Source organism: Chryseolinea lacunae (genome assembly GCF_016735595.1).
Classification (GTDB): Bacteria; Bacteroidota; Bacteroidia; order Cytophagales; family Cyclobacteriaceae; genus Chryseolinea; species Chryseolinea lacunae.
In genome coordinates this window covers 186,572-207,285 of the sequence record NZ_JAERRB010000007.1, presented here as the reverse complement: position 1 = coordinate 207,285, position 20,714 = coordinate 186,572, and the positions used below count along the sequence as shown (strand labels likewise).

Annotated in this window: 17 protein-coding genes; 7 read left to right on the top strand and 10 right to left on the bottom strand. The window is 52.2% G+C overall.

The window, feature by feature from the left end:
- The 5 genes from JI741_RS20365 to JI741_RS20345 all read right to left on the bottom strand — a co-directional run bounded on the left by JI741_RS20365 (nt 1) and on the right by JI741_RS20345 (nt 5,903).
- Complete coding sequence (locus JI741_RS20365; protein ID WP_202012947.1) at nt 1-279, bottom strand: hypothetical protein; 279 nt, start codon at nt 277-279, stop codon at nt 1-3.
- Between the two features lie 121 nt (nt 280-400).
- Nucleotides 401-832: a nuclear transport factor 2 family protein gene (locus JI741_RS20360; RefSeq protein ID WP_202012946.1), complete on the bottom strand. Its 432-nt coding sequence runs from the start codon at nt 830-832 to the stop codon at nt 401-403.
- A gap of 56 nt (nt 833-888) precedes the next feature.
- Nucleotides 889-2,595 (bottom strand): sodium:solute symporter family protein, encoded by a 1,707-nt coding sequence (locus tag JI741_RS20355; RefSeq protein WP_202012945.1) that lies wholly within the window; start codon nt 2,593-2,595, stop codon nt 889-891.
- Nucleotides 2,596-2,760: 165 nt separating this feature from the next.
- Entirely contained in the window at nt 2,761-5,271 is a 2,511-nt protein-coding gene (locus JI741_RS20350) for a PIG-L family deacetylase (protein ID WP_202012944.1), read from the bottom strand.
- A 158-nt stretch (nt 5,272-5,429) separates the two neighbouring features.
- The gene (locus JI741_RS20345; RefSeq protein ID WP_202012943.1) at nt 5,430-5,903 is read right to left on the bottom strand and encodes a hypothetical protein; all 474 of its coding nucleotides are present in this window, start codon (nt 5,901-5,903) and stop codon (nt 5,430-5,432) included.
- Between the two features lie 474 nt (nt 5,904-6,377).
- Here JI741_RS20345 and JI741_RS20340 point away from each other — a divergent pair, with 474 nt between their 5' ends.
- Both JI741_RS20340 and JI741_RS20335 read left to right on the top strand, forming a co-directional pair.
- Complete coding sequence (locus JI741_RS20340; RefSeq protein ID WP_202012942.1) at nt 6,378-8,237, top strand: 3-keto-disaccharide hydrolase; 1,860 nt, start codon at nt 6,378-6,380, stop codon at nt 8,235-8,237.
- A gap of 44 nt (nt 8,238-8,281) precedes the next feature.
- Nucleotides 8,282-10,294 carry a plastocyanin/azurin family copper-binding protein gene (locus tag JI741_RS20335; protein WP_202012941.1) on the top strand — a complete coding sequence of 671 codons (2,013 nt, stop codon included), beginning with the start codon at nt 8,282-8,284 and terminating at the stop codon, nt 10,292-10,294.
- A 291-nt stretch (nt 10,295-10,585) separates the two neighbouring features.
- Here JI741_RS20335 and JI741_RS20330 read toward each other — a convergent pair whose 3' ends face one another.
- A complete protein-coding gene (locus JI741_RS20330; RefSeq protein ID WP_202012940.1) occupies nt 10,586-10,930 on the bottom strand; it encodes a DUF1801 domain-containing protein in 345 nt (114 codons plus the stop codon).
- A gap of 353 nt (nt 10,931-11,283) precedes the next feature.
- Between JI741_RS20330 and JI741_RS20325 the strand changes: the two genes are divergently transcribed.
- Nucleotides 11,284-11,601 carry a tetratricopeptide repeat protein gene (locus tag JI741_RS20325; RefSeq protein WP_202012939.1) on the top strand — a complete coding sequence of 106 codons (318 nt, stop codon included), beginning with the start codon at nt 11,284-11,286 and terminating at the stop codon, nt 11,599-11,601.
- 8 nt (nt 11,602-11,609) lie between these two features.
- On the opposite strand, the gene JI741_RS20320 is transcribed toward JI741_RS20325, so the two are convergent.
- On the bottom strand, nt 11,610-12,395 hold the full coding sequence (locus JI741_RS20320; protein WP_202012938.1) for a hypothetical protein: 786 nt from the start codon (nt 12,393-12,395) through the stop codon (nt 11,610-11,612).
- Nucleotides 12,396-12,517: 122 nt separating this feature from the next.
- Nucleotides 12,518-14,047 (bottom strand): replicative DNA helicase, encoded by a 1,530-nt coding sequence (gene dnaB, locus JI741_RS20315; RefSeq protein WP_202012937.1) that lies wholly within the window; start codon nt 14,045-14,047, stop codon nt 12,518-12,520.
- A 227-nt stretch (nt 14,048-14,274) separates the two neighbouring features.
- Here dnaB and JI741_RS20310 point away from each other — a divergent pair, with 227 nt between their 5' ends.
- Both JI741_RS20310 and JI741_RS20305 read left to right on the top strand, forming a co-directional pair.
- Entirely contained in the window at nt 14,275-15,651 is a 1,377-nt protein-coding gene (locus JI741_RS20310) for a UDP-N-acetylmuramate--L-alanine ligase (RefSeq protein ID WP_202012936.1), read from the top strand.
- 53 nt (nt 15,652-15,704) lie between these two features.
- Nucleotides 15,705-16,508: a 3'-5' exonuclease gene (locus JI741_RS20305; protein ID WP_202012934.1), complete on the top strand. Its 804-nt coding sequence runs from the start codon at nt 15,705-15,707 to the stop codon at nt 16,506-16,508.
- A 3-nt stretch (nt 16,509-16,511) separates the two neighbouring features.
- Here the strand turns inward: JI741_RS20305 and JI741_RS20300 are convergent, their stop codons facing one another.
- Entirely contained in the window at nt 16,512-17,105 is a 594-nt protein-coding gene (locus tag JI741_RS20300; protein WP_202012933.1) for a DUF1684 domain-containing protein, read from the bottom strand.
- A gap of 58 nt (nt 17,106-17,163) precedes the next feature.
- Nucleotides 17,164-17,961, bottom strand: coding sequence for a M48 family metallopeptidase (locus tag JI741_RS20295; protein ID WP_202012932.1), 798 nt, complete (start codon nt 17,959-17,961; stop codon nt 17,164-17,166).
- A 219-nt stretch (nt 17,962-18,180) separates the two neighbouring features.
- Between JI741_RS20295 and JI741_RS20290 the strand changes: the two genes are divergently transcribed.
- Both JI741_RS20290 and JI741_RS20285 read left to right on the top strand, forming a co-directional pair.
- The gene (locus JI741_RS20290; RefSeq protein ID WP_202012931.1) at nt 18,181-18,795 is read left to right on the top strand and encodes a fumarylacetoacetate hydrolase family protein; all 615 of its coding nucleotides are present in this window, start codon (nt 18,181-18,183) and stop codon (nt 18,793-18,795) included.
- Complete coding sequence (locus JI741_RS20285) at nt 18,782-20,710, top strand: M23 family metallopeptidase (RefSeq protein ID WP_202012930.1); 1,929 nt, start codon at nt 18,782-18,784, stop codon at nt 20,708-20,710. Before JI741_RS20290 ends, JI741_RS20285 begins: the two co-directional genes overlap by 14 nt.
- The last annotated feature ends 4 nt before the right edge of the window (nt 20,711-20,714 follow it).

Here is a 20,714-nt window from a genome sequence, read left to right as displayed (position 1 = left end):
TCATTTACGTTTTGCAATCCACCGCATCAGGTTTGCCCAGGTGGGGTGATATTGTTCGCGCTTCAGAATGGTGTTGAGCAGCGGTTCTATCTTCTTCTTGCCAAATTCGCTGAAGGCCTGTGGTTCGGAAATGTTTCGCGTCTGGTTTTTGCAATACACGCTAAAATCCTGTTTCCATGCTTTCAGGTTAAATGAAAAGCGCTCACCCAAAACCGCCCAGGTTTTTTCGATGTGGATCTCCTTGAAATCCCGCTCAACGTCGCGCGGCGTCCTCTCCATAACTAAATCAGTTAGTTGACCTGTCAAATATATAAACTAATTATATTAGTTGAAAGCCAGCCAGCGCTTTTGTTTGAAGCGAGATTGAAAGCCCTTGATGGTGAGGATGAATCCCGCTGGATTAGGATGGCTGGACCAGTTTCACAGCCTGACGGCCCAGAAGTTTCCATTGGCCTTTTTGCTTTTGCCACACCGTGAGCACGGCAATGTTCACCTTGCCAGGTGTGCCGTTGTCGTTATTCTCGCCGGTGAGTTTGTGGCGCACAAGCGCAATGTTGTCGTTGATGTAGACCGTTTGCTCGGTCAGGTCGATCTTGATGAAGTGCGACTTCACCAATGCCGCCACAAACGTCGCCTTGTCTTCAATTTTGCCATTGGAATGGCCGTAGCTCAGGGCATCGGCGGCAATGTTTTCGAGCGCGGCTTTGTCGCCGCTGACCATCGCCTGGCGCAGGGTTTCTACGGCAGCCTCTACGGCTTTTTGATCGGCGGTTTGTGCAAAGGCGATCGCGGTGCAGGCCGAGAACAGAACGATAAACAGGATTTTTTTCATGGGGTTTGGTTTTTTTATGGGATACTGATTTGTGTCTGCGTGAGCCGGAGCAAAACTCATTGCCCCTCCCTTGCCGTTGGTTTTGGTGGCATGAAAAGCTGCAGCACCAACGACAACCCGATCACGACACCGCATCCTATAAAGTTATAGAGCAGGAAGTTGATGTCGGTTTGGGCATAGCAATATAATACAATTCCTTCGGCCACAATGGCCGACCAAAACACGGCATGACCGTGTACACGCTTCACATAGAACGCTGCGAGAAAAATGCCAAGAATGGTTCCATAAAAAAGCGACCCCACAATGTTCACAAACTGGATGAGGTTTTCCGCAAAACTCGCCAGCATGGCAAACACCATGGCCGACAACGCCCACCCCACCGTGAACCAGCGCGAGGCTTTCACATAATGCTCCGGCGACTTGTCCTGCCGAACAGAACGCTTATAGATGTCAACGCAGGTGGTAGACGCCAGCGCGTTAAGCTCGCCCGCCATCGACGACATGGCTGCGCTAAACATCACGGCCATGAGCAAACCTATGATGCCGTGTGGCAGATTGGATAGCACGAAGTTGAGAAAGATGTAGTCGCGGTCCTGTGTCTTGGCCCTGGGAATAGCATTTGCGATGGTGGCTTTCACAGAGTCGCGTATCGTCACTTCCTTTTGCTGCCAGGTTTTCACTTCGTCGCGCGAGGTCACAATGGCCTTGTTGTCGCCGGCGTGGATGGCCGCGACCAGGCCGTCGACCGCCTTTCGCTTTTGCGCATAGAGCGTGTTGTATTCTTCTTCGAGGGCTTTCAACGATGAAGCCTGTTCGGTTTTCAGTGCGCGATCTTTCAACACCTGGTTGTGAAACACCGGCGGCTGAACAAACAGATAGAACACATAGACCATGATGCCGATGAAGAGAATGATGAACTGCATCGGTATTTTGAGAAGACCGTTGAACAGCAACCCAAGCCTGCTCTCGGTCACCGAACTGCCGCCCAGATAGCGGGCCACTTGCGATTGGTCGGTACCGAAATAGGACAGGAACAGAAACGTGCCCGCGATGAGACCCGACCAGATGTTGTAGCGATCGGTGAGGTTGAACTTCAAATCCACGAGGTTGAGCTTTCCCATCTCGCCCGCAATCTTCACCGAATCGCCAAATGAAACGTTTTGGGGCAACAAACTATATGCAAGAATACCGGCCAGTATCATGCCGCTCATGATCACGGTCATTTGTTGGCGTTGTGTGAGGCTCACGGCTTTGGAGCCGCCCGTTACCACGTAAACAACCACCAGTGTGCCGATCAGCATGGTGGTGATGGGCACCGGCCAGCCCAGGATGGTGGATAAGATCAACGACGGCGCAAACAAGGTGATGCCTGCCGAAAGGCCGCGTAGCAACAAAAAGAGAATGGCAGCCAGCGAACGCGTTTTCAAATCAAAACGCGTCTCCAGATATTCATAGGCCGTGAACACTTTTAACCTGTAGTAGATGGGCACAATGGTGACCGAGATGATGACCATGGCCAGCGGCAATCCAAAATAGAACTGAAGAAAGCGCATGCCGTCTTCAATGGCCTGTCCCGGTGTTGACAGAAACGTGACGGCACTGGCTTGCGTGGCCATGATAGACACACCGATCATCCACCACTTCATGGTGCTGTCGCCCTTGAGGTAGCCTTCCATCGACTTGCGGCCGCGCGTTTTCCAGATGCCATACAGCACGATGAAGATCACGGTGCCACTCAATACAATCCAGTCCAGGTAGTTCATGCAAAGGATTGGGTTAGCCAATAATAGAGCACGATCTGAACGGCCAACACACCCAGCACCAGCCAATACCATTGGCGCCAGGTTTTGAACACAGGAGGTTTTTCTTCGGATTGCATGACGACTTGGTGGTGGTTTGTCCGTACGGGAGAATGTGAACGCTCGATTCTATTTTGCTTTTGTCTTTGACTTTGCAGGCTCGGTTTTTTTGGGTTTGCCCAGCGACACCAGGTTGGCAAACAATTTATAGGCACCGGCTACGCCCTCGGGCAACTCGCGAAAAAATGACAACCCAGTATAGACGAAGTGACCTTCGCCATAGGAGGCCACCAACAGGCTTCCGTCTTTGGGGGTGTCGGCCTTGTCGTTCATGGAAAGGATGGCCGTGTATTTTTCATCCCAGGTTTTTGGAAAGTACAAGCCCCGCTCCTGCACCCAGCCTTCGAAGTCTTTGGCGGTTATTTTGTTCGGTGTGTTCAGCACAGCATGATCGGGTTTGAGGAAACGCACTTCGGCATCTTCTTCCGTCACGCGGTCATAGGAAAGCGCGAGTGGATAGGGTCCGAGCTTGTCGGTCTTCAGGCCGTCGTTCACATTATATTGCACCACCAGGGTTCCGCCTTGCTTCACATAGTCGAGCAACACGGGCATGATGAACGGTGCGCGTGGATGCGTGTTCATGACGCGCACGCCCAGCACAATGGCATCGGCTTTCTTCAGGTTCTCGAGAGTGAGCTCCTCGTTCTTGGGTTCCCACACGGTGTAGCCCATGGTGCGCAATCCCGCGGGCACGTCATCGCCGGCACCTTTAATGTAGGCAATGGTGTGTCCTTCTTTCCTAAGGTTGATGCGAACCAGCTTGGCTTCGGCCTTGGGCAACAGTGTTTGGGTTGGAATGTGATCGTAGGCTATGTTCAGCAACGCCTGGTCGTAGATTTTGCCATCCACTTCAGCGTAGGCTTTCAACTTGGATGTGATCTCGGTTTTGGATGGGTATACGGTGAAGGTCTTCACGTCTTCTTCGCCTTTGGCCGGAAGTGTGAACGTTGCCGTGGCGGGTTCGGATCGCCAGCCCGCGGGCAACTGCAACTTCACGTTTCCGGCTACGGTCTTCTCGCTTGCCGATTTGATCTTCACATTTACCTGTCGCGGCGTTTCGTCGCTAAACACCAGCACGTTGTCGGTGAGGTTCACAAACACGGGCGGCACAATTTCGAACGGTCGCGAAAGCTCTGCCTTCACCGGATCGGTCCATGTGTAGCGCAGCGCGCGCGTGAGTGTGAGCGGCTGACCATTCACCGTAAGTTGAAAGGAAAAGCGAACCGCCGGATCGTTTTCGGGCTTGCCGATCAGTGCCGGATTGGTCACCGTGAACAAGCCTACGCTGTGCGGCTCTTTCAGCCAATAAGGATCTGAGTAGGCCGTGGCCGGAGCTATTTCTTTGGTGCGTTTAAATATGAGCGGCACATTATTTTCCAACGGTTGAGATATGGCCGAATCCACGGCCAGCGTAGCACACTGGATGCGTTCAAGCTTCACTGGCACAGTCGACCGGTTGATCAATTCAAAACTCACCACCACCGGCTGGCCGGGTGCAACCCAGTAGTTGTCGGCTGTCACGTCGATGAAGAGACCGAGGCAGTCCACGATGAGCTGTTCGGTTTCGGCGAGCTTGCGTTCGCGCCACACGCCCTGCTGCAGTGCGGCAATGGCTTGTCGGATTTGTTGCAATGCCGCAATGCTGTTGGCCGGTTTCTCGGCGTCAAAGTTTTTGATGACGGCATCTACGAGCGGTTGAATTTTGTCGCCGCCTTTCACACGGCTCCACGTGGTGTTCACGCCTTCGAACATGTCTTTCTCGGCCTTCTCCCCTTTCACATATTCCAGAAATTCCTGTTGTTGTCCACGAGCACCGCGCGAGCCGTAGCCCTGGCTTTTGTGTTGACTGCGGCTTTCGGCAGCAATTTCTGTGAACGATTCTCCCAGCAGCGGGCTGAAGCCACCCACGTTGAGCGTGACCACTCCGGGTGTGCTTTCGCTGATGGTGGTGTTCCACCAGCGGCCGGTGTTGGTGTAGAGCCGCTTCACTTGCCAGGGTGTGAGGCTGGTCAGTTGGTCGGGGAACACGTCGGTTTTGGCAGCGGCATCGAACGCTTCCTGCGCAAGGATGGCCGAGGCCGTGTGGTGACCATGGCCGGCGCGCTCGTCGGGTGGAAAGCGTGTGATGATGACGTCGGGCTGGTACTGACGGAACACTTTCACGACGTCGGAAAGGATCTCGTTCTTATTCCACAACAAAAATGTTTCGGTGGCTGATTTTGAAAAACCAAAGTCGTTGGCGCGGGTAAAAAATTGCTTGCCTCCATCGATGCGGCGTGCGGCCAGCAACTCTTGTGTGCGGATTAAGCCCAGCAGGTCGCGGATCTCGGGGCCGATCAGGTTTTGCCCGCCATCGCCACGGGTCATCGACAGGTAGGCGGTCTCCACCTGGCGGTCGTTGGCCATGTAGGTGATGATGCGCGTGTTCTCGTCGTCGGGATGTGCCGCTACGTAAAGAACAGATCCCAGCACATTGAGTTTTTTGAGCTTGGCTTTGATGTGGGCGGCATCGGGAGTGGTTTGATACTGCGCAAAGGCAATGACAGGAAATAGGAATATAAGGTAAACAATCCTCCGCATTCTGGTGGCAAGTTGGTGGTGTGCGAATTAACGGAGAAAATTTGATTCGCAGCTAGAGTTTTACACAACCTTTGAGCCTCTGCCCCTTGAGCGGCAAAAAAATTAAAGAAGCAAACTCCTATTTGTTAAAGAATTGTTAAAGGCCTCTACCATCCCCTTCAGATCTTTCCCCTTTTCTCCCCGTTAACGAGGTATGTGCCGTCTTCTTCAAACATGATCACGATTTTGCTGATGCCTTTTTTATCATCGTCCACAAACACGAGGGTATATTCATAGGGAGACACGCGGTCTTTGATATCGTCGGTATAACCCATGTCAAGTTTTATCACGGTCTTCGTGTCGATCTTTTTGTTGAGCACGCCCTTCTCGCCGTTCTTCGTCACACGCACGCGCACTTCGGTGGGCTGTAGCGTGAGTGCCCGCACATTCAAAAACAAATACGGCAACGGCCCGGTGGATTGAGCACGCGAAAGTTCTTTGTGCGTTTGTTCCATGTCAACCTTGTTCGGGTCGGGCAGCGGACGGGTGCGAAACTCAAAGTCGAGCTTGATCTCAAATTCTTCTTTCGGCTTGTAGGGCACATCTTCCTGTGTCAAAAAGAAGAGAGTGCATAGGAACCATGTGAGTTTCATAAAGGTGAAAATCGGTTTAAGCTAATGTAGTGATATAAACGCTCAGTGCCTAGCCTTTCGGCGATCCCCGCGTTCTGCAATCATTCTTTTTTTGAATACACAAAATGCTTCAGGTGCAGACAATAGAATTCTCACGCAGCGTGCGTGAGGTGTTACAAAAGTTGATCGGTGTGATGAGTCATGATTTTTATACATCGCATCACAACGCGAGGTATAGGCTACAGCAACATAAGACTTCCCTTCAACCTTATTCATCCATATGCCATGACGCACGCCATTCAGCATTTACCGAACGCTCCCGAAGCCGCTTGTGGAATATAGCCTTCGCAACATCTGGGAAAGGGTCTTAATGCCCTTCTGGGCAATGCGAAACCGCCAGGCAAGAGCGTCAAATAAGTGTTTCGTCTTATTGTCAAAATGACTTTTTGAATATCTTTGGTTTTTATTACAACTTCTACAACCCAATTTTCATTCATGCTAAAAAGAATCTTCCTCACGCCCCTGCTGCTGTTTGTGCTGGCCGGCGTGGCGTTAGCGCAAAATCAATCGTTCAACCTCACGCCGGTGCCCCTCAACGACCTGTCGGCATTCAAAGCCCCCTCTAAAAACTGGCAGGTGGTGGGTGCTGTTTCGGGAAGCTTCGATAGCCCGGCACTGAAAAGCGAAAAAGGAACCGGCGTGTTGCTCAATGCCTTCGACGAAAAAGAACGGTTCAAGGAAGGCACCAACCTTTTCACCCAACTGGAGCATGGCGACATCTTTCTTTCGCTCGACTTCATGCTACCCAAAGGATCTAACTCCGGCATCTACCTGCAAGGCCGCTACGAAGTGCAGCTGTTCGACAGCTGGGCGGTGAAGATCCCGCACGTGACTGACTGCGGCAGCCTCTATGAACGCTGGGACGAATCGCGTCCCGAAGGCAAGAAAGGTTTTGAGGGACATCCCGCCCGCACCAACGCAGCCCTCGCGCCCGGCCTGTGGCAACACCTCGAAATTGAATTCAACCGTCCCCGCTTCGACGAAAACAAAAAGAAGATTGCCCCTGCGCGCTTTGTGAAAGTGGTGCTGAACGGCGTGGTCATCCACGAGAACGTGATCGTGAACGGCCCCACACGCGCCGCCGGCCTTCAGGACGAAGCCGACAAAGGTCCGCTCATGATTCAGGGCGACCACGGCCCGGTGGCCTTCCGCAACATTCAGTATGCACTGCTCAACGACTTCAACGTGAAGCTGGCCGACCTTCAATACGAATATTATGAAGGCTTCTTCGAAAAGTTCGACCAAATCAAACCGGAACTACTGGTGCGCAAAGGCCCCGTGGAAACAATCGACGCAAAGCTCGCCGACAATTCCAGCAAGATGGCGCTCGTGTTCACGGGCTTTCTCGACCTGAAAGAAAAAACAGAATATCAGTTTGTGGTGAAGAAAGTTGGGCGCGCAAAACTGAATCTCGACGGCCAGGACATTGCTGAACAAAACGAATGGTTCGACGATGCCGCGGCGTCGCGCACGCTGGAACCGGGTCGTCACAAAATTGTGCTCACCTATGCAAAGCCCTACCAATGGGGACCTTCCGGCATCGGGTTGTTCCTCGGCAAACTCAACTCACGTCCGCAGGCATTGCACGCCCCCACGTCGCTGCCGGCCATCCCTCCCACGCCGCTCATCAACGTGAGTGCAGGACTGGAGCCCGAGATCATCCGGTCGTTCATGTTCTACAAAGGCAAAAAGAAAACGCATGTCATTTCGGTTGGCGATGCCGCCGGAACAAACTTTTCATACGACCTCAATCAGGCTGGCTTGCTGCAATGCTGGAAGGGAGATTTTCTGAACGTGACCGAGATGTGGTATGAACGCGGCGAACCCCAGGTGGCTTCACCCATGGGCGCACCGGTGACGATGAATGGCAAATGTGCACTGGCTATCGTGAACGACATCAAGGCAGCATTGCCCGACACGCTGAACGATCGCACCGACCTCGTCTTCAAAGGCTATCGTCTTGACGAAAAACGTAATCCCCGGTTTCAATATCAGTATGGCGGCATTGCGTTCGAAGATTCGTTTCAGCCCGAAGACCAGGGCAAAAGCCTGGCGCGCACGCTGAGTGTGAGCGCATTCCCACAGGGCAAAGTGTTGCTGGTTCGCATCGCCGAAGGAAATCAGATAACCCTGGTGTCGGGCGATGTGTATGTGATCGATTCAAAATATTATGTGAAAGTGCCCGCAGCCGGAAAAATCAAACCCTCGATTCGCGACAACGGCGGCAAAAAAGAACTGGTGATGGAATGGAGCGCCCCGATGCCCACAACCTTTAAATACACCTTGCTATGGTAATGACCCGCCTTGCAAACCGATTGTTTTACCGCTACACCAACCTTATGAAAATAGCAACCTTATTTGTCGGCCTTTGTCTCGTTGCGTTCGCGACAAACAGCCACGCCCAGGCCACACGTCCGCAGTCGGAAGCGGACTATTATGAATTGAAGACCTTGTCCATTCCCGAAAATGTGAAGCTTGAAGTGGGCGGCCTCACCGTGTTGCCCGACGGGCGCATTGCTGTGAGCACACGTCGTGGCGAAATCTGGATGATCGAAAATCCCTATGGTGTCGAGCCACGCTATTCGCGTTTTGCTTCGGGCATGCACGAAACACTGGGTCTGAACTATCGCAACGGTTCGTTCTATTGCACACAACGTGGCGAGCTCACAAAAATTACCGACACCGACAACGATGGTCGTGCCGACCTCTATCAAACCATTTACAAATTTGATCTCAGCGGCAACTATCACGAGTATGCCTACGGACCTGTGTTCGACAAAGCCGGCGACATGTATGTTTCGCTCAACGTGGCCTGGATCGGCTATGGCGAAGGCCTTGGCAAATGGCATGGATGGTTGCTGAAGATCAAAGAAGACGGCACGATGGAACCCATCGCCACCGGCCTGCGCTCGCCTGCAGGCATTGCGCTGAACACTGTTGGCGATGTGTTCTATGCCGAGAACCAAGGCGACTGGGTTGGCTCGGGTCGCGTGACCCACCTCGAGAAAGGCGACTTCGCCGGCAACGCCGGAGGACTGCGCTGGACCAAAGAACCGGAGTCGCCCCTGAAGCTGACGCGCGCCGACTTGGCCAAAGTAGACAACGGCCAACCCATGTTTGAAGCCGCCAAGGTGATCAAGGAATTGAAACTGCCCGCCGTGTGGTTCCCGCATACACTCATGGGAATTTCCACAGCCGACATTCTGGAAGACACCACCAACGGCGCCTTTGGTCCATTTGCCGGGCAGTATTTTGTGAGCGACCAGGGCCACTCCAAAATTATGCGCATGACGTTGGAGAAGGTGAATGGAAAATATCAAGGTGCGTGCTACCCGTTTCGCGAAGGTTTTGCCTCGGGGTTGATCCGTTTGCGTTTTGGCCTCGACGGTTCCATGTTTGGCGGCATGACCAGCCGCGGATGGAGCAGCACCGGCCCCGAACTATACGCTTTGCAACGCCTGGTGTGGACCGGCAAAGTGCCCTTCGAAATAAAGAATGTGAAAGCCCGCCCCGATGGCTTCGAACTTGAATTCACACTTCCCGTGAACAAGACCCTTGCGCAAAATGCATCGCACTATGAAGTGAATGGTTTCACCTATCACTATCACCATCAATACGGCAGCGAAATCATCAACAACGAAAACTGCGCATTGAAAGGCATCATCGTTTCGGATGATGGCAAGAAAGTGCGCCTGGTGGTTGACAACCTTCGCGAAGGCTATATCAACGAAGTGAAGCTCACCGATTTCACATCCGACAATGGCACGGCGTTGCTACACAACACAGCCTACTACACGCTGAACGCTATTCCCCAAGGCGAAAAAGTAACCTTGACAGAAGCACAAAAGGTGCATGCTCACCACGCCATGGCCATGCCCGAAAAAACAACGGCGGCTACTACGGCCACCACCACCAAGACCCCCGCTCCTGCCAAAGCTGCGGCCAAACGTCAACTGAAAATGCCCGCCGATTGGAAACAACCTGACCAGGTGATTTCGCTCGGCACAAAGCCCGGACTGAAGTTCGACGTGACCGAACTCCAGGTGAAGGCAGGCAGCAAAATCAAAGTCGTCTTCAACAACAACGACGACATGACCCACAACTTTGTGGTGGTGGAACCTGGTGCTGCCAAAGAAGTGGGCGACCAGGCATTCAATCTCGGACTGAAGGGTTCGCAGATGAACTACATCCCGAACTCAGCCAAAGTACTCTTCCACACCAACCTGATCCAACCCGGAACTGCAGAGACCATCTACTTCACCGCGCCGACAAAGCCGGGCACTTACACATATCTCTGCACCTATCCCGGCCACGCCATGATTATGCAGGGGACGTTGAAGGTGACAAAATAAAATCTATCGGTTGATGCCGTGCGCAAGTAGCGTATGAGCGTTCTTCAAGTGCAACCACCTTGTTTCATTTCCATTGACGGATGAGACAAGGTGGTTTTGTTTTTTGCGCCTCTTCTGTCTTCTCGTGAAAGACTTATTTGAGAGAGCAAAAGCCTTTTACGTCGTAGCATAGTCTCTCGCCTTGAGGACTATGTGGTTCCAAAAAAGCAACGAACAGTTCTCGAGGCGAGATACTGTGCTTGGACAACAATCGACGAAATGGATTAGTAAAACAATTTAGAATTAAGGGATCTAGTCATAAAGCGAAAAAACCTCTTTCAATATTCGCTTCACTTTTCGGATGGGGATGTCTTTCGTGGGATCGACGAGCAGGATTTTCATGCGTGCGCGTTTCTCCTGTAGCAATTCCGGATCGTGTAGACTCGCTCCTTCCACAATGCCGATGTAGGGTTGTTTATATTTCTTATGCGTCCACAGGTAGGCGGCCATTTTTCCGTTCACACAATAGAAAGGCATGCCGTATTTCCAAGCTTCCGTTACACGCTTATCGCTGGCCAGCATGATTTCGCGAAGGGCCTGCAGACAGCTTTTGGTCGGCTCGTCGTGTTTCAGAAAATAGTGATCGATGGGGAGCATGCTTGTGTGTTTTAACCATTACGACGTTGTGGTCATGTCCGTTCATTCGGATGGCCTTCACAAGCTAGTGAAGATTGTCCCATCGCGCAACCCGGCAGCCATACTCCGAAACTTCTGTTTTTTTCAAACATATTCACCAAGGAGGCGTTAACCCACAAAGGCAGTCGCGGATGCAGTCGTGTATCCGGGATCGATTGAACCACCTGAAAATTACAGGTGTGGATCACGTAGAACTTTTTCGCACAGCAGCAGCGTGGTTTCACGTGGAGAAACGTTTCATCACGGTGCCCTTTTAAATTGCTAGTCTGTTTTGATTTTCACATTTTCGCATAAGGTTCAAAACTATACTCGTTATGCCGTCACGTCTTGAGCAACTCGAGCAATTCTACACGGACGATCCTTCTGATCCGTTCAATCTCTATGCCCTGGCCCTTGAGTATCAGAAAACCGATGGCGCCAAAAGCATAGCGCTGTTTAACCGCCTCACGGAGGAACATGCCGACTACATTCCCACCTACTATCATCTGGGCAAAGCCTACCAGGAAGCCGGTGAAAGAGAATCGGCGCTTAAGGTTTTTGAAAAGGGAATTGAAAAAGCCCGACGACACAACGACCTGAAAGCCCTTCGCGAACTCCACGCCGCGCACCAGGAAATGTTATTCGATTATTGATCCTTCTTTTAATTGGCCAGCGCACCATCGTCTACCCAACAGGCAATGAGGGCTATCTGCGCGTCGGTGAGCGACCCTTCGAAGGGCATGCTGCGGTCTTGCGTTTTTGACTTGATGGATTTGGCATACAACTTTGCATTGTCAAAAACACGGAGGTCGGGTCGTGTTCCGTTGTGGCAGCCGCTTAGCGCACATTTGGTTTCAATGATGGGCTTGATGTCGGTGGTCCAGCTGGTGCCCGAAAAACCGCGGGGCACCGTCACACTCAGGGTCACCAGGCAGCCGGTGTTGTCTTTCACCGTGATGCTGTGATTGCCCGCTTCCAATCCGGTAAACGTGTTGCTGTCGCCAAAACTTCCGGTGCCCAGTTTATACTGATAGGGCGCGTTGCCTTTGTTCACGTCGATGGTCACTTCCCCATTGCTGCCCAGGCACGACTTGTCTTCGAGGATGTTGGCGGCAAACGAGAAGTCGAGTGCTTTAATGGTCACGTTGTCAACGGAGGTGCTGCAGCCGTTGGCGTCTTTGAGGGTCACGTTATAGATGCCCGCGGTAAGGCTATTAAATTGCCCGAGATCCTGGGGCGTTTGTCCGTTCAACGAAAACTGATACGGCTCTTTGCCGCCGCTGCCAAACACCTTCAGGCTACCGTCGGCAGTGCCGCAGGCGGTCGCGTCAACCACGGTGCCGAGGCTGATGAACAATCCCGATTTCTCACAATCAATGGGGTCTTCTTCTTTTGAACACGCCACGGCGAAGCATGCCAGGGCGGCCCATCCTAAAAACTTTTGCATACGATAGTTTTGTCTCATCAACCGGCTAAAGGTAGCGAGATCTGTTGGAAAATGTAGGGGCTCACTTCTCGTGAAACGCGAGGCTTGTCGAGAAAAAACGGGAGTTGGCCGGCAGGGTAATTTTAGAACGGCGTTTCGTCATCGCTCATGGGCGGCAACATTGGAGGTTCGGCGTCGGGGGCAAACGTGTTGAGGCGGCTCTCGCGTGTCACCATGCCCGAGAATGGATTGTCGTATGACGACGCCGGTTCGTCGAAGTCGGCAAACTTGGTATACTTGCCAATGAATTTCAGTTTCACACTGCCCACCGAACCGTTCCGGTGTTTGGCAATGATTACCTCACCCATGCCTTGTGTGGGCAGACCTTCTTCGTCGACGGTGATCTTATAATATTCAGGACGATACAAGAACATAACGATGTCGGCATCCTGCTCGATGGAACCCGATTCGCGCAAGTCGGAAAGCTGCGGACGTTTGTCGCCACCGCGGGTTTCAACACCCCGGCTCAACTGCGACAGGGCCAGCACCGGCACGTTCAGTTCTTTGGCGATGCCCTTGAGCGCCCGCGAGATGGAAGCGATTTCCTGTTCGCGGTTACCGCCCTGGTCGCCCCGCATCAGCTGCAGGTAGTCGATCACGATGATCTGGATGTTGTTCTCGGCTTTCAACCTCCGGCACTTGGCCCGAAGCTCCAGCACGGAGATGGCCGGCGTGTCGTCGATGAACACCGGCGCAGTAGCCAGCTTGTTGGTTTTGTGAACCAGTTGGGTCCATTCATGATCGGCCAGTGTGCCTTTCTTGATTTTTTCACTGTCCAATTCGGCTTCGGCAGAAATCATCCGGTTAACCAACTGGATAGACGCCATTTCGAGCGAGAAGATGGCCACGGGTATTTTGAATTCCACGGCCGCGTTCCGGAGGGCAGAAACCACGAACGCCGTTTTACCCATACCGGGACGTGCCGCGATGATAACCAGGTCGGAACGCTGCCAGCCGGACGTAACACGGTCGAGCGCCGTGAACCCGCTGGGCACACCGGTGAGACCGTCTTTGTGTTCTTTGAGGGTTTGCAATTCCTGGATGGCACGCGTCATCAAATTGCGCATGCTCTCGTAGTTCTTGCGAAGGTTGGAATCGGAGATTTGAAAAATGGATTGCTCGGTTTTGTCGAGCAGTTCAAACACGTCGGTCGTGTCTTCGTAGGCGTCGCTCTGAATTTGTGACGACACCTGAATGAGTTCACGCTTGATGGCCATCTCCATGATGACGCGGGCGTGATATTCAATGTTTGCCGCCGAACTCACTTTCGAGGTGAGCTCCGCTATAAAATAAGCACCCCCAACCAACTCGATCTTGCCGGTCTTGCGCAACTGGTTCACTACCGTGCGCATATCTACCGGGTCGGAAGACTTGAAGAGCTCGATGATGGCCGTGTAGACTTCTTTGTGGGATTCTTTGTAGAAGTGTTCGGGCTTCAAAAATTCCACCACAGAATTCAACGCATTCTTCTCCAACATGAGCGCACCGAGCACAGTCTCTTCAAGATCAAGCGCTTGAGGGGGTAACTTGCCCAAACCCTCCGTGATCTCTCTCGGTACGAATTTGTTTGACTTGTTACCTACCCTCAGCGACGTTGATCTTCCTTGCTCCATACAGTGGTTGTTGTACGTGTTTTCTTTGTAAAGGCGACAAACGTACAATCAATACAAATCAGTCTACCCACAAACTATACACAATTCACCAACAAATTAAATGTTAATAAAGTCCCCAAACTAATCGCCAGGAAAGATACCGGACCGGCAAAGAAGGCTGAGTGATCAGGTGGTGAGGACTTTCAAACACCAAACATTTTCATTTACTTTAACCGGAATTTTTTTCGATGCAGCAAAAGAAACAAAAGATTCATTTTATCGCCATCGGTGGCAGCGTTATGCACAACCTCGCCGTTGCGCTGAAGCAGGGTGGCCACGAGGTGAGCGGTTCGGATGACGAGATCGTTGACCCTTCACGAACAACATTAGCACAGCATGGCTTACTGCCTGAGACAGAGGGTTGGAACCCGGCCAAAATAACGGCCGACCTCGACGCCGTTATCCTGGGTATGCACGCCAAACTCGACAACCCCGAACTGCTGAAAGCACAGCAACTGGGCCTGCGGATTTTTTCGTTTCCCGAATACATCTACGAACACTCGCGCAACAAACAGCGCGTGGTCATCGCGGGCAGCCACGGCAAGACCACCATCACGGCCATCATCATCCATGTGCTCAACTATTTTCATCATAAATTTGATTACGTGCTGGGGGCCAAGGTGAAAGGCATCGAAAACACCGTCAAACTTTCAGACGCTCCCATCATTGTTATTGAAGGCGACGAATACCTCTCCTCGGCTTTAGATCCGACACCAAAATTCATTCGCTATCAGCATCATATCGGTTTAATTAGCGGCATCGCGTGGGATCACTACAACGTGTTTCCCGACGAAGAAGAGTACGTGAAACAGTTCGATAGCTTTGCCGACACCACGCCCAAAGGCGGCATCCTCATCTATTGCGAGCAGGACTCGCTGGCCCTCATGATCGGCAAAAAAGAACGCGGCGACCTGCTGGAGATTTCCTACAAAAGCCATCCCCACACGTCAGACAACAACGGGCAGTTCTTCCTCACCAACGGCAAGGAACGCTACCCGATCAAAATTTTCGGAAGCCATAACTACCAGAATATCAGCGGTGCCAAAGAGGTGCTCAAGAAAATCGGAATCACCCAGGAACAGTTTTTCGAGGCCATCAGCAGCTTCGAAGGCGCCGCGGGCCGGTTACAGAAAGTGAAAGACTATGCGTCCACCTCGGTCTACAAGGATTTTGCCCATGCGCCATCCAAGGTGAAGGCCACGGTGAAAGCGTTGAAAGAGATATCGCCCTCGCGCGATCTGGTGGCTGTGTTCGAGCTACATACCTTTAGCAGCCTCAACAAGAAATTCATTCCACAGTATAAAGACAGCATGAAAGCCGCGCAGGTGCAGATCGTCTATTTCAACCCCGAAAAGATGAAAAGCAAAGGCATGGACGTGCTCACCGACGACGACATCCGGAAGGCATTTGCCGCACCCAGCCTGCTGGTGTTCAGCGACAAAGGAGCCCTGGAGAAATATCTGCTCGAACAATCGTGGAAGAACAAGAACTTGCTCTTCATGAGCTCCGGCCAGTTTGGCGGGCTTGACCTTGTGCAGTTGGCCGACCAACTGAAGGTTTCCTGACCTTCACCATTTTTTAGTGTAGACTTAATCCACGTTTTCAAGCGTTTGCCCTCATGAAGCTCAACCTACGGAACCCCCTTTGCTTTTTCGATATTGAAGCGACCGGCATCAACATCACACACGATCGCATCATCGAAATTGCCGTCATCAAAATGATGCCCAACGGGGATGTGCTCCGCAAGTCGAACGTGCTCAACCCGGGCATTCCCATCCCCGAAGAAACCGCGCTCATCCACGGACTTCGCGACGACGATGTGAAAGACAAACCAAGCTTTAAGGAAGTGGCCAAAGAATACGCCCGGTTCTTTGAAGGGGCCGACCTTGCCGGCTTTGCCATTCAAAAATTTGATGTGCCCATTCTGGTAGAAGAGTTTCTTCGCGCCGACGTGGAGTTCGACTATCAGCGCAAGAAAATTATTGACGCGCAAAAAATATTCCACCTCATGGAGAAGCGCACCCTCACGGCCGCCTATCGGTTCTATGTGGGCAAAGAAATTAAAAACTCGCACACGGCCGAAGCCGACACCCAGGCCACCCTGGAAGTGTTGCTGGCCCAGGTTGAGCGATACGACGGGCAAACCGTGACCGATGGCCTGAACCGAAAGCTGGGCGAAATCAAAAACGACATGGAGGTGCTACACAAAATCACCGCCACCGACACGGTAGACCTGGCCGGGCGCATGATCTTTAATCAGAAAGGCGAAGAGATGTTCAACTTTGGCAAACACAAAAGCCGGCTCGTCACCGAGGTGCTGAAACAGGAGCCCGCGTATTATGAATGGATGATGAACGGCGACTTCCCCATGGACACCAAACGCAAGCTCACCGAAATCAAGCTTCGCGGTTTCAAGAAATAGAAACTAGTGACTTTCCTTGAAACGCTTCTCTCCTGCCCGCACGGACAACGGCACCGCATTGACCACCGGCGGAATGGGACATGAAAACTTCGGACTGTAGCTGCACGAAGGATTGTAGCATTTGTTGAAGTCGATAATCACCTCGTCGCCCTTCGGAATTCTGAAGTCGATATAGCGTCCCACATCATAGGTCTCTTCACCGTTGGTTTCGTCGGTGAACGGAATGAACAGGTAGTCTTCATACTCCTTCCGCTTCTTGAGATCCTGGCTTTGATAAACTTCCAGCACCAGGTCTTTGCCCTGCAAGTTGAAATGTACTTCGCCATACTTCACATACTCGGGCAGCCGTGTGGTGGTAGTTTGCATTTTGAACAACACCGGGTTTTCCGTTTTCACAAACGTGGCCTTCACGCGATAGGAAAGATCGATGGGATAATACTTGAGGCCTGCGAAATGGCGACGGTCGCGCTTTTCGAGCGGGGATGTGTCGGGGTCGCGAAACTCCTTCTCCTGTTTTTTACGGTGCTCCCTGATCTCCAGGATGGCGTCTTCATCCGACTGGCCGAACCCTGTTAGAAAAGAAAAGGTCAGGAGCATGATAGCGCCCGACCTTTTTAAGATGTGATGTTGCCCGAGGGTCATATTTCCGGCAAGCTTATTTTTTCTTGTACGACAGTGCTTCGGGAATCCAGCCTTTCAGATCGGCAATGCGTGTGGCATGCGAAGGGTGAGTGGACAGAAACTCCATGGGTTCGGAGCCACCGCTCATCGAGCTCATGCGCTCCCAGAAAATGGGTGCCTGGTTGGGGTCATAGCCGGCCATGGTCATGAAGATCAACCCGATGTGATCGGCTTCCGACTCGTGCTCGCGGCTGAACTTGAGCATGCCGATGTTGGTGCCGGCGCCTACCGCCTGCATGAGCAACTGCTGACCGGCCGTTGGGTTCTGACCCAGCACAGCGCCAATGGTGCTGAGACCATACTGCGCAAACATCTGCTGGCTCATGCGCTCGCGGCCGTGGTTGGCGATGGCGTGTGCCACTTCGTGACCCATCACCACAGCAATGCCGGTTTCATCTTTGCAGATGGGCATGATGCCTGTGTAGAACGCTACCTTGCCGCCGGGCATACACCAGGCGTTCACCGTCTTGGGATCGTCGATGAGGTTAAATTCCCACGCAAAGCCCTGAAGCTCTGACGACAGACCCTTGCTGGCCATGTACTCTTCTACTGCTTTTTGTATTTTGACGCCGACCTTTTTCACCAATTGCGTTTGCTCCTGGTTTGTGGAAAGCGGTCCTTTCTTGATGACGTCCGCATATTCTGTGTTGGCCATCGGGATGATTTCTGAATTGGAAACAAGGCTTAATTGCTTACGGCCTGTTACAGCCACGGAGGCGCAGGCGAGCAGTATTAAACCAGTAATGGAAAAGATGAATAGCTTCTTTAGCATATGACTTATTTTTGCATAAAAATACAAATCCGGGCGAGGATTGTTTCATAGATTTGCTGGAAGTTGACCGTGAAATTGTTCGTCTGCAAAGGCGAGCCTGGGCACGGAACATCGAGCGCTTGAAATCGTTGTTCGCCGGAAACCGGTTGGTCTATCGCACACATCATGCCACAGACCCGCCAGCCCAAGTCAACCTGAACCTTAAAACGTAAGCACCCCATGAGAATCTTCGCCATCGGCAGAAATTATGCAGAGCACATCAAGGAATTGAACAATGAACGGCCCGACGAACCCGTTATCTTCACAAAACCCGACACAGCCGTCATTCGCGACAACGCACCGTTTTATTATCCCGAGTTTTCGAAAGACATCCATCACGAAGTGGAGCTGGTGCTCCGGGTGTGTAAAGAAGGAAAGAACATTGAGGAAAAATTTGCCCACAAATACTACGACGCCATAGGCATCGGAATCGATTTCACTGCACGCGATTTGCAGCAGAAAGCAAAAGAGAAAGGTTTGCCGTGGGACATCGCCAAAGGCTTTAACGGCTCGGCACCACTGTCGAACACGTTCCGCCCCGTGGGCGAGTTCAAAGATTTAAAAAACATCAACTTCAGTTTGCAGGTTGATGGAGAAATAAAGCAACAAGGCAACACAAGTCTTATGCTTTTCAGTTTTGATTATATAATTTCGTACTTATCCAGATTTTTTACGCTGCGGACGGGAGATTTGATTTTTACGGGGACGCCAAAAGGCGTTGGCCCAGTCAAGATTGGCAATGTGTTATCAGCTTATATGGAAGATGAAAAACTTTTGGAATTTGAAGTCAAGTAGGGTCGTAACTGCACTTTTTGCGATCGTACCATTTTTTGCTCACGGGCAATTCAGCAAGCCACTGGAAAAGTTTCCGGCAGACGACGAGCGGTACCTCTACCCCATCTATCCCGGGCAACCGGGGTCGCTGGCTGGTACCATGGGCGAACTGCGCAGCACCCACTTTCACTCGGGCATCGACATCCGCACCAACAACATGATCGGCTTGCCGGTGAGGGCGTCGAAGAGCGGCTACATTTCGCGTATCTCCATGACCGCCTCCGGCTATGGCAACGTGATCTACATCACCCACCGAGACGGCAACACCACCCTCTACGCTCACCTCGACGAATTTCTCGGTCCGCTGGCCAAACACGTTCGCCAGGAACAGTATGCCAAGAAGACCAGCGAGATTGATCTCTACTTCACCGAAGACCAGTTTAAAGTAAAACAAGGCGACACCATTGCCCTGTCGGGAAACTCCGGTGGTTCCACCGGTCCTCACCTGCACTTCGACATTCGCGATCCCGAAAATTTTGCACTTGACCCCTTAAAGGTCGCCGGCTTCCCCGAGCTGATCGACAAGTTTCCGCCCGCAGCCGAGAAGATCGCGCTGAAGACGATGGACATCAACTCGCGCATCAACGACCGCTTCGGACGATTTGAGTTCTATGCCCAGCGTGTAGGCAACAACTATGTAATCACCAGCCCCATCCTCGCCACCGGCAACATCGGGGTGGAACTTGTGGCCAAAGACAAGCTGGCCTCGCAAAGCCAGTTCTTTGGCGGTGTGAACTACATCGAAATGCGCGTCGACAGTCAGGTCGTGTTCAACCAGGCCATCGAGCGCCTGAACGTGGCCGAGACACGCACCATCTACACGCTCATGGATTTCAAAACCATGCGCAACAAGGGCACACGGTTCTACAAGCTCTACATCGACGACGGCAACGACCTGAAGTTCTATGGCGCATCGCCCGGAACCGGAAAGATCAGCGTGAACCCTGCGAAAGAATCGGCAGTTCAAATCAAGATGAAAGACAGCGACGGCAACGCCAGCACCCTTTCGTTCCGCCTGAAACCCAGCGCACTCACCAAAGACGTGATTTCACTGGAGCCCTACATCAGCACCGAGTTGACCTACGACGTTTCAGAAAACACCATGCTGGTGATTGCAAAACCCTGCAAGGAAACAAACAACCTCGCACAGATATTCACAAAAGGCACCATGACCGAAATCGAGCCGGCCTACTTCAACGCCAACCGCGCGGTCTATCTACTCGACCTTCGAAAAGGCATTCCCGATTCCGTTGGTGCGTGCCGTAAAATGATCGCACCCAAAATCAGCATCAGCATCCCGTCGGGCACAGAGTATAAATACTACAGCAACACGATGGACATCGAGTTCCCCATGAACGCCATCTACGACACGCTTTATCTCAACACCGACTACGTGAAGGACGCGTCGGGTCAGGAGCTGTTCACCATCGGCACACGCACCGTGCCCCTGAACAAGAGCATCAGTGTATCGCTGAAACCCGGACGTGAATATGTCGCGGACAAAAAGCTCGGCGTCTACCGCACGGCCGGCAAAGGTTATACCTACCTGGGTGGCGAGTGGATCAACGGACGCATCGCGTTCAACACGCGCGAGCTGGGCGACTTCACCATATTGAAAGACATAGAAGCCCCGAGCATTCGCGTGGTGTCGGTGAACAAGACCAGCGCCCGCTTCAAGATCAAAGACAACCTTTCGGGAATATCAAACTTTGAAGCAAACATCGACGGCAAATGGCTGTTGATGATGTACGATAGCAAATCGGCAACGATCTGGTCTGAGCGCCTTGACAACACGGTGCCGCTGAAGGGAATGCTGGAGTTGGTGGTGACGGACAATGCCGGAAACAAATCAACTTACAGGCAAAAAATCCTCTAACCCT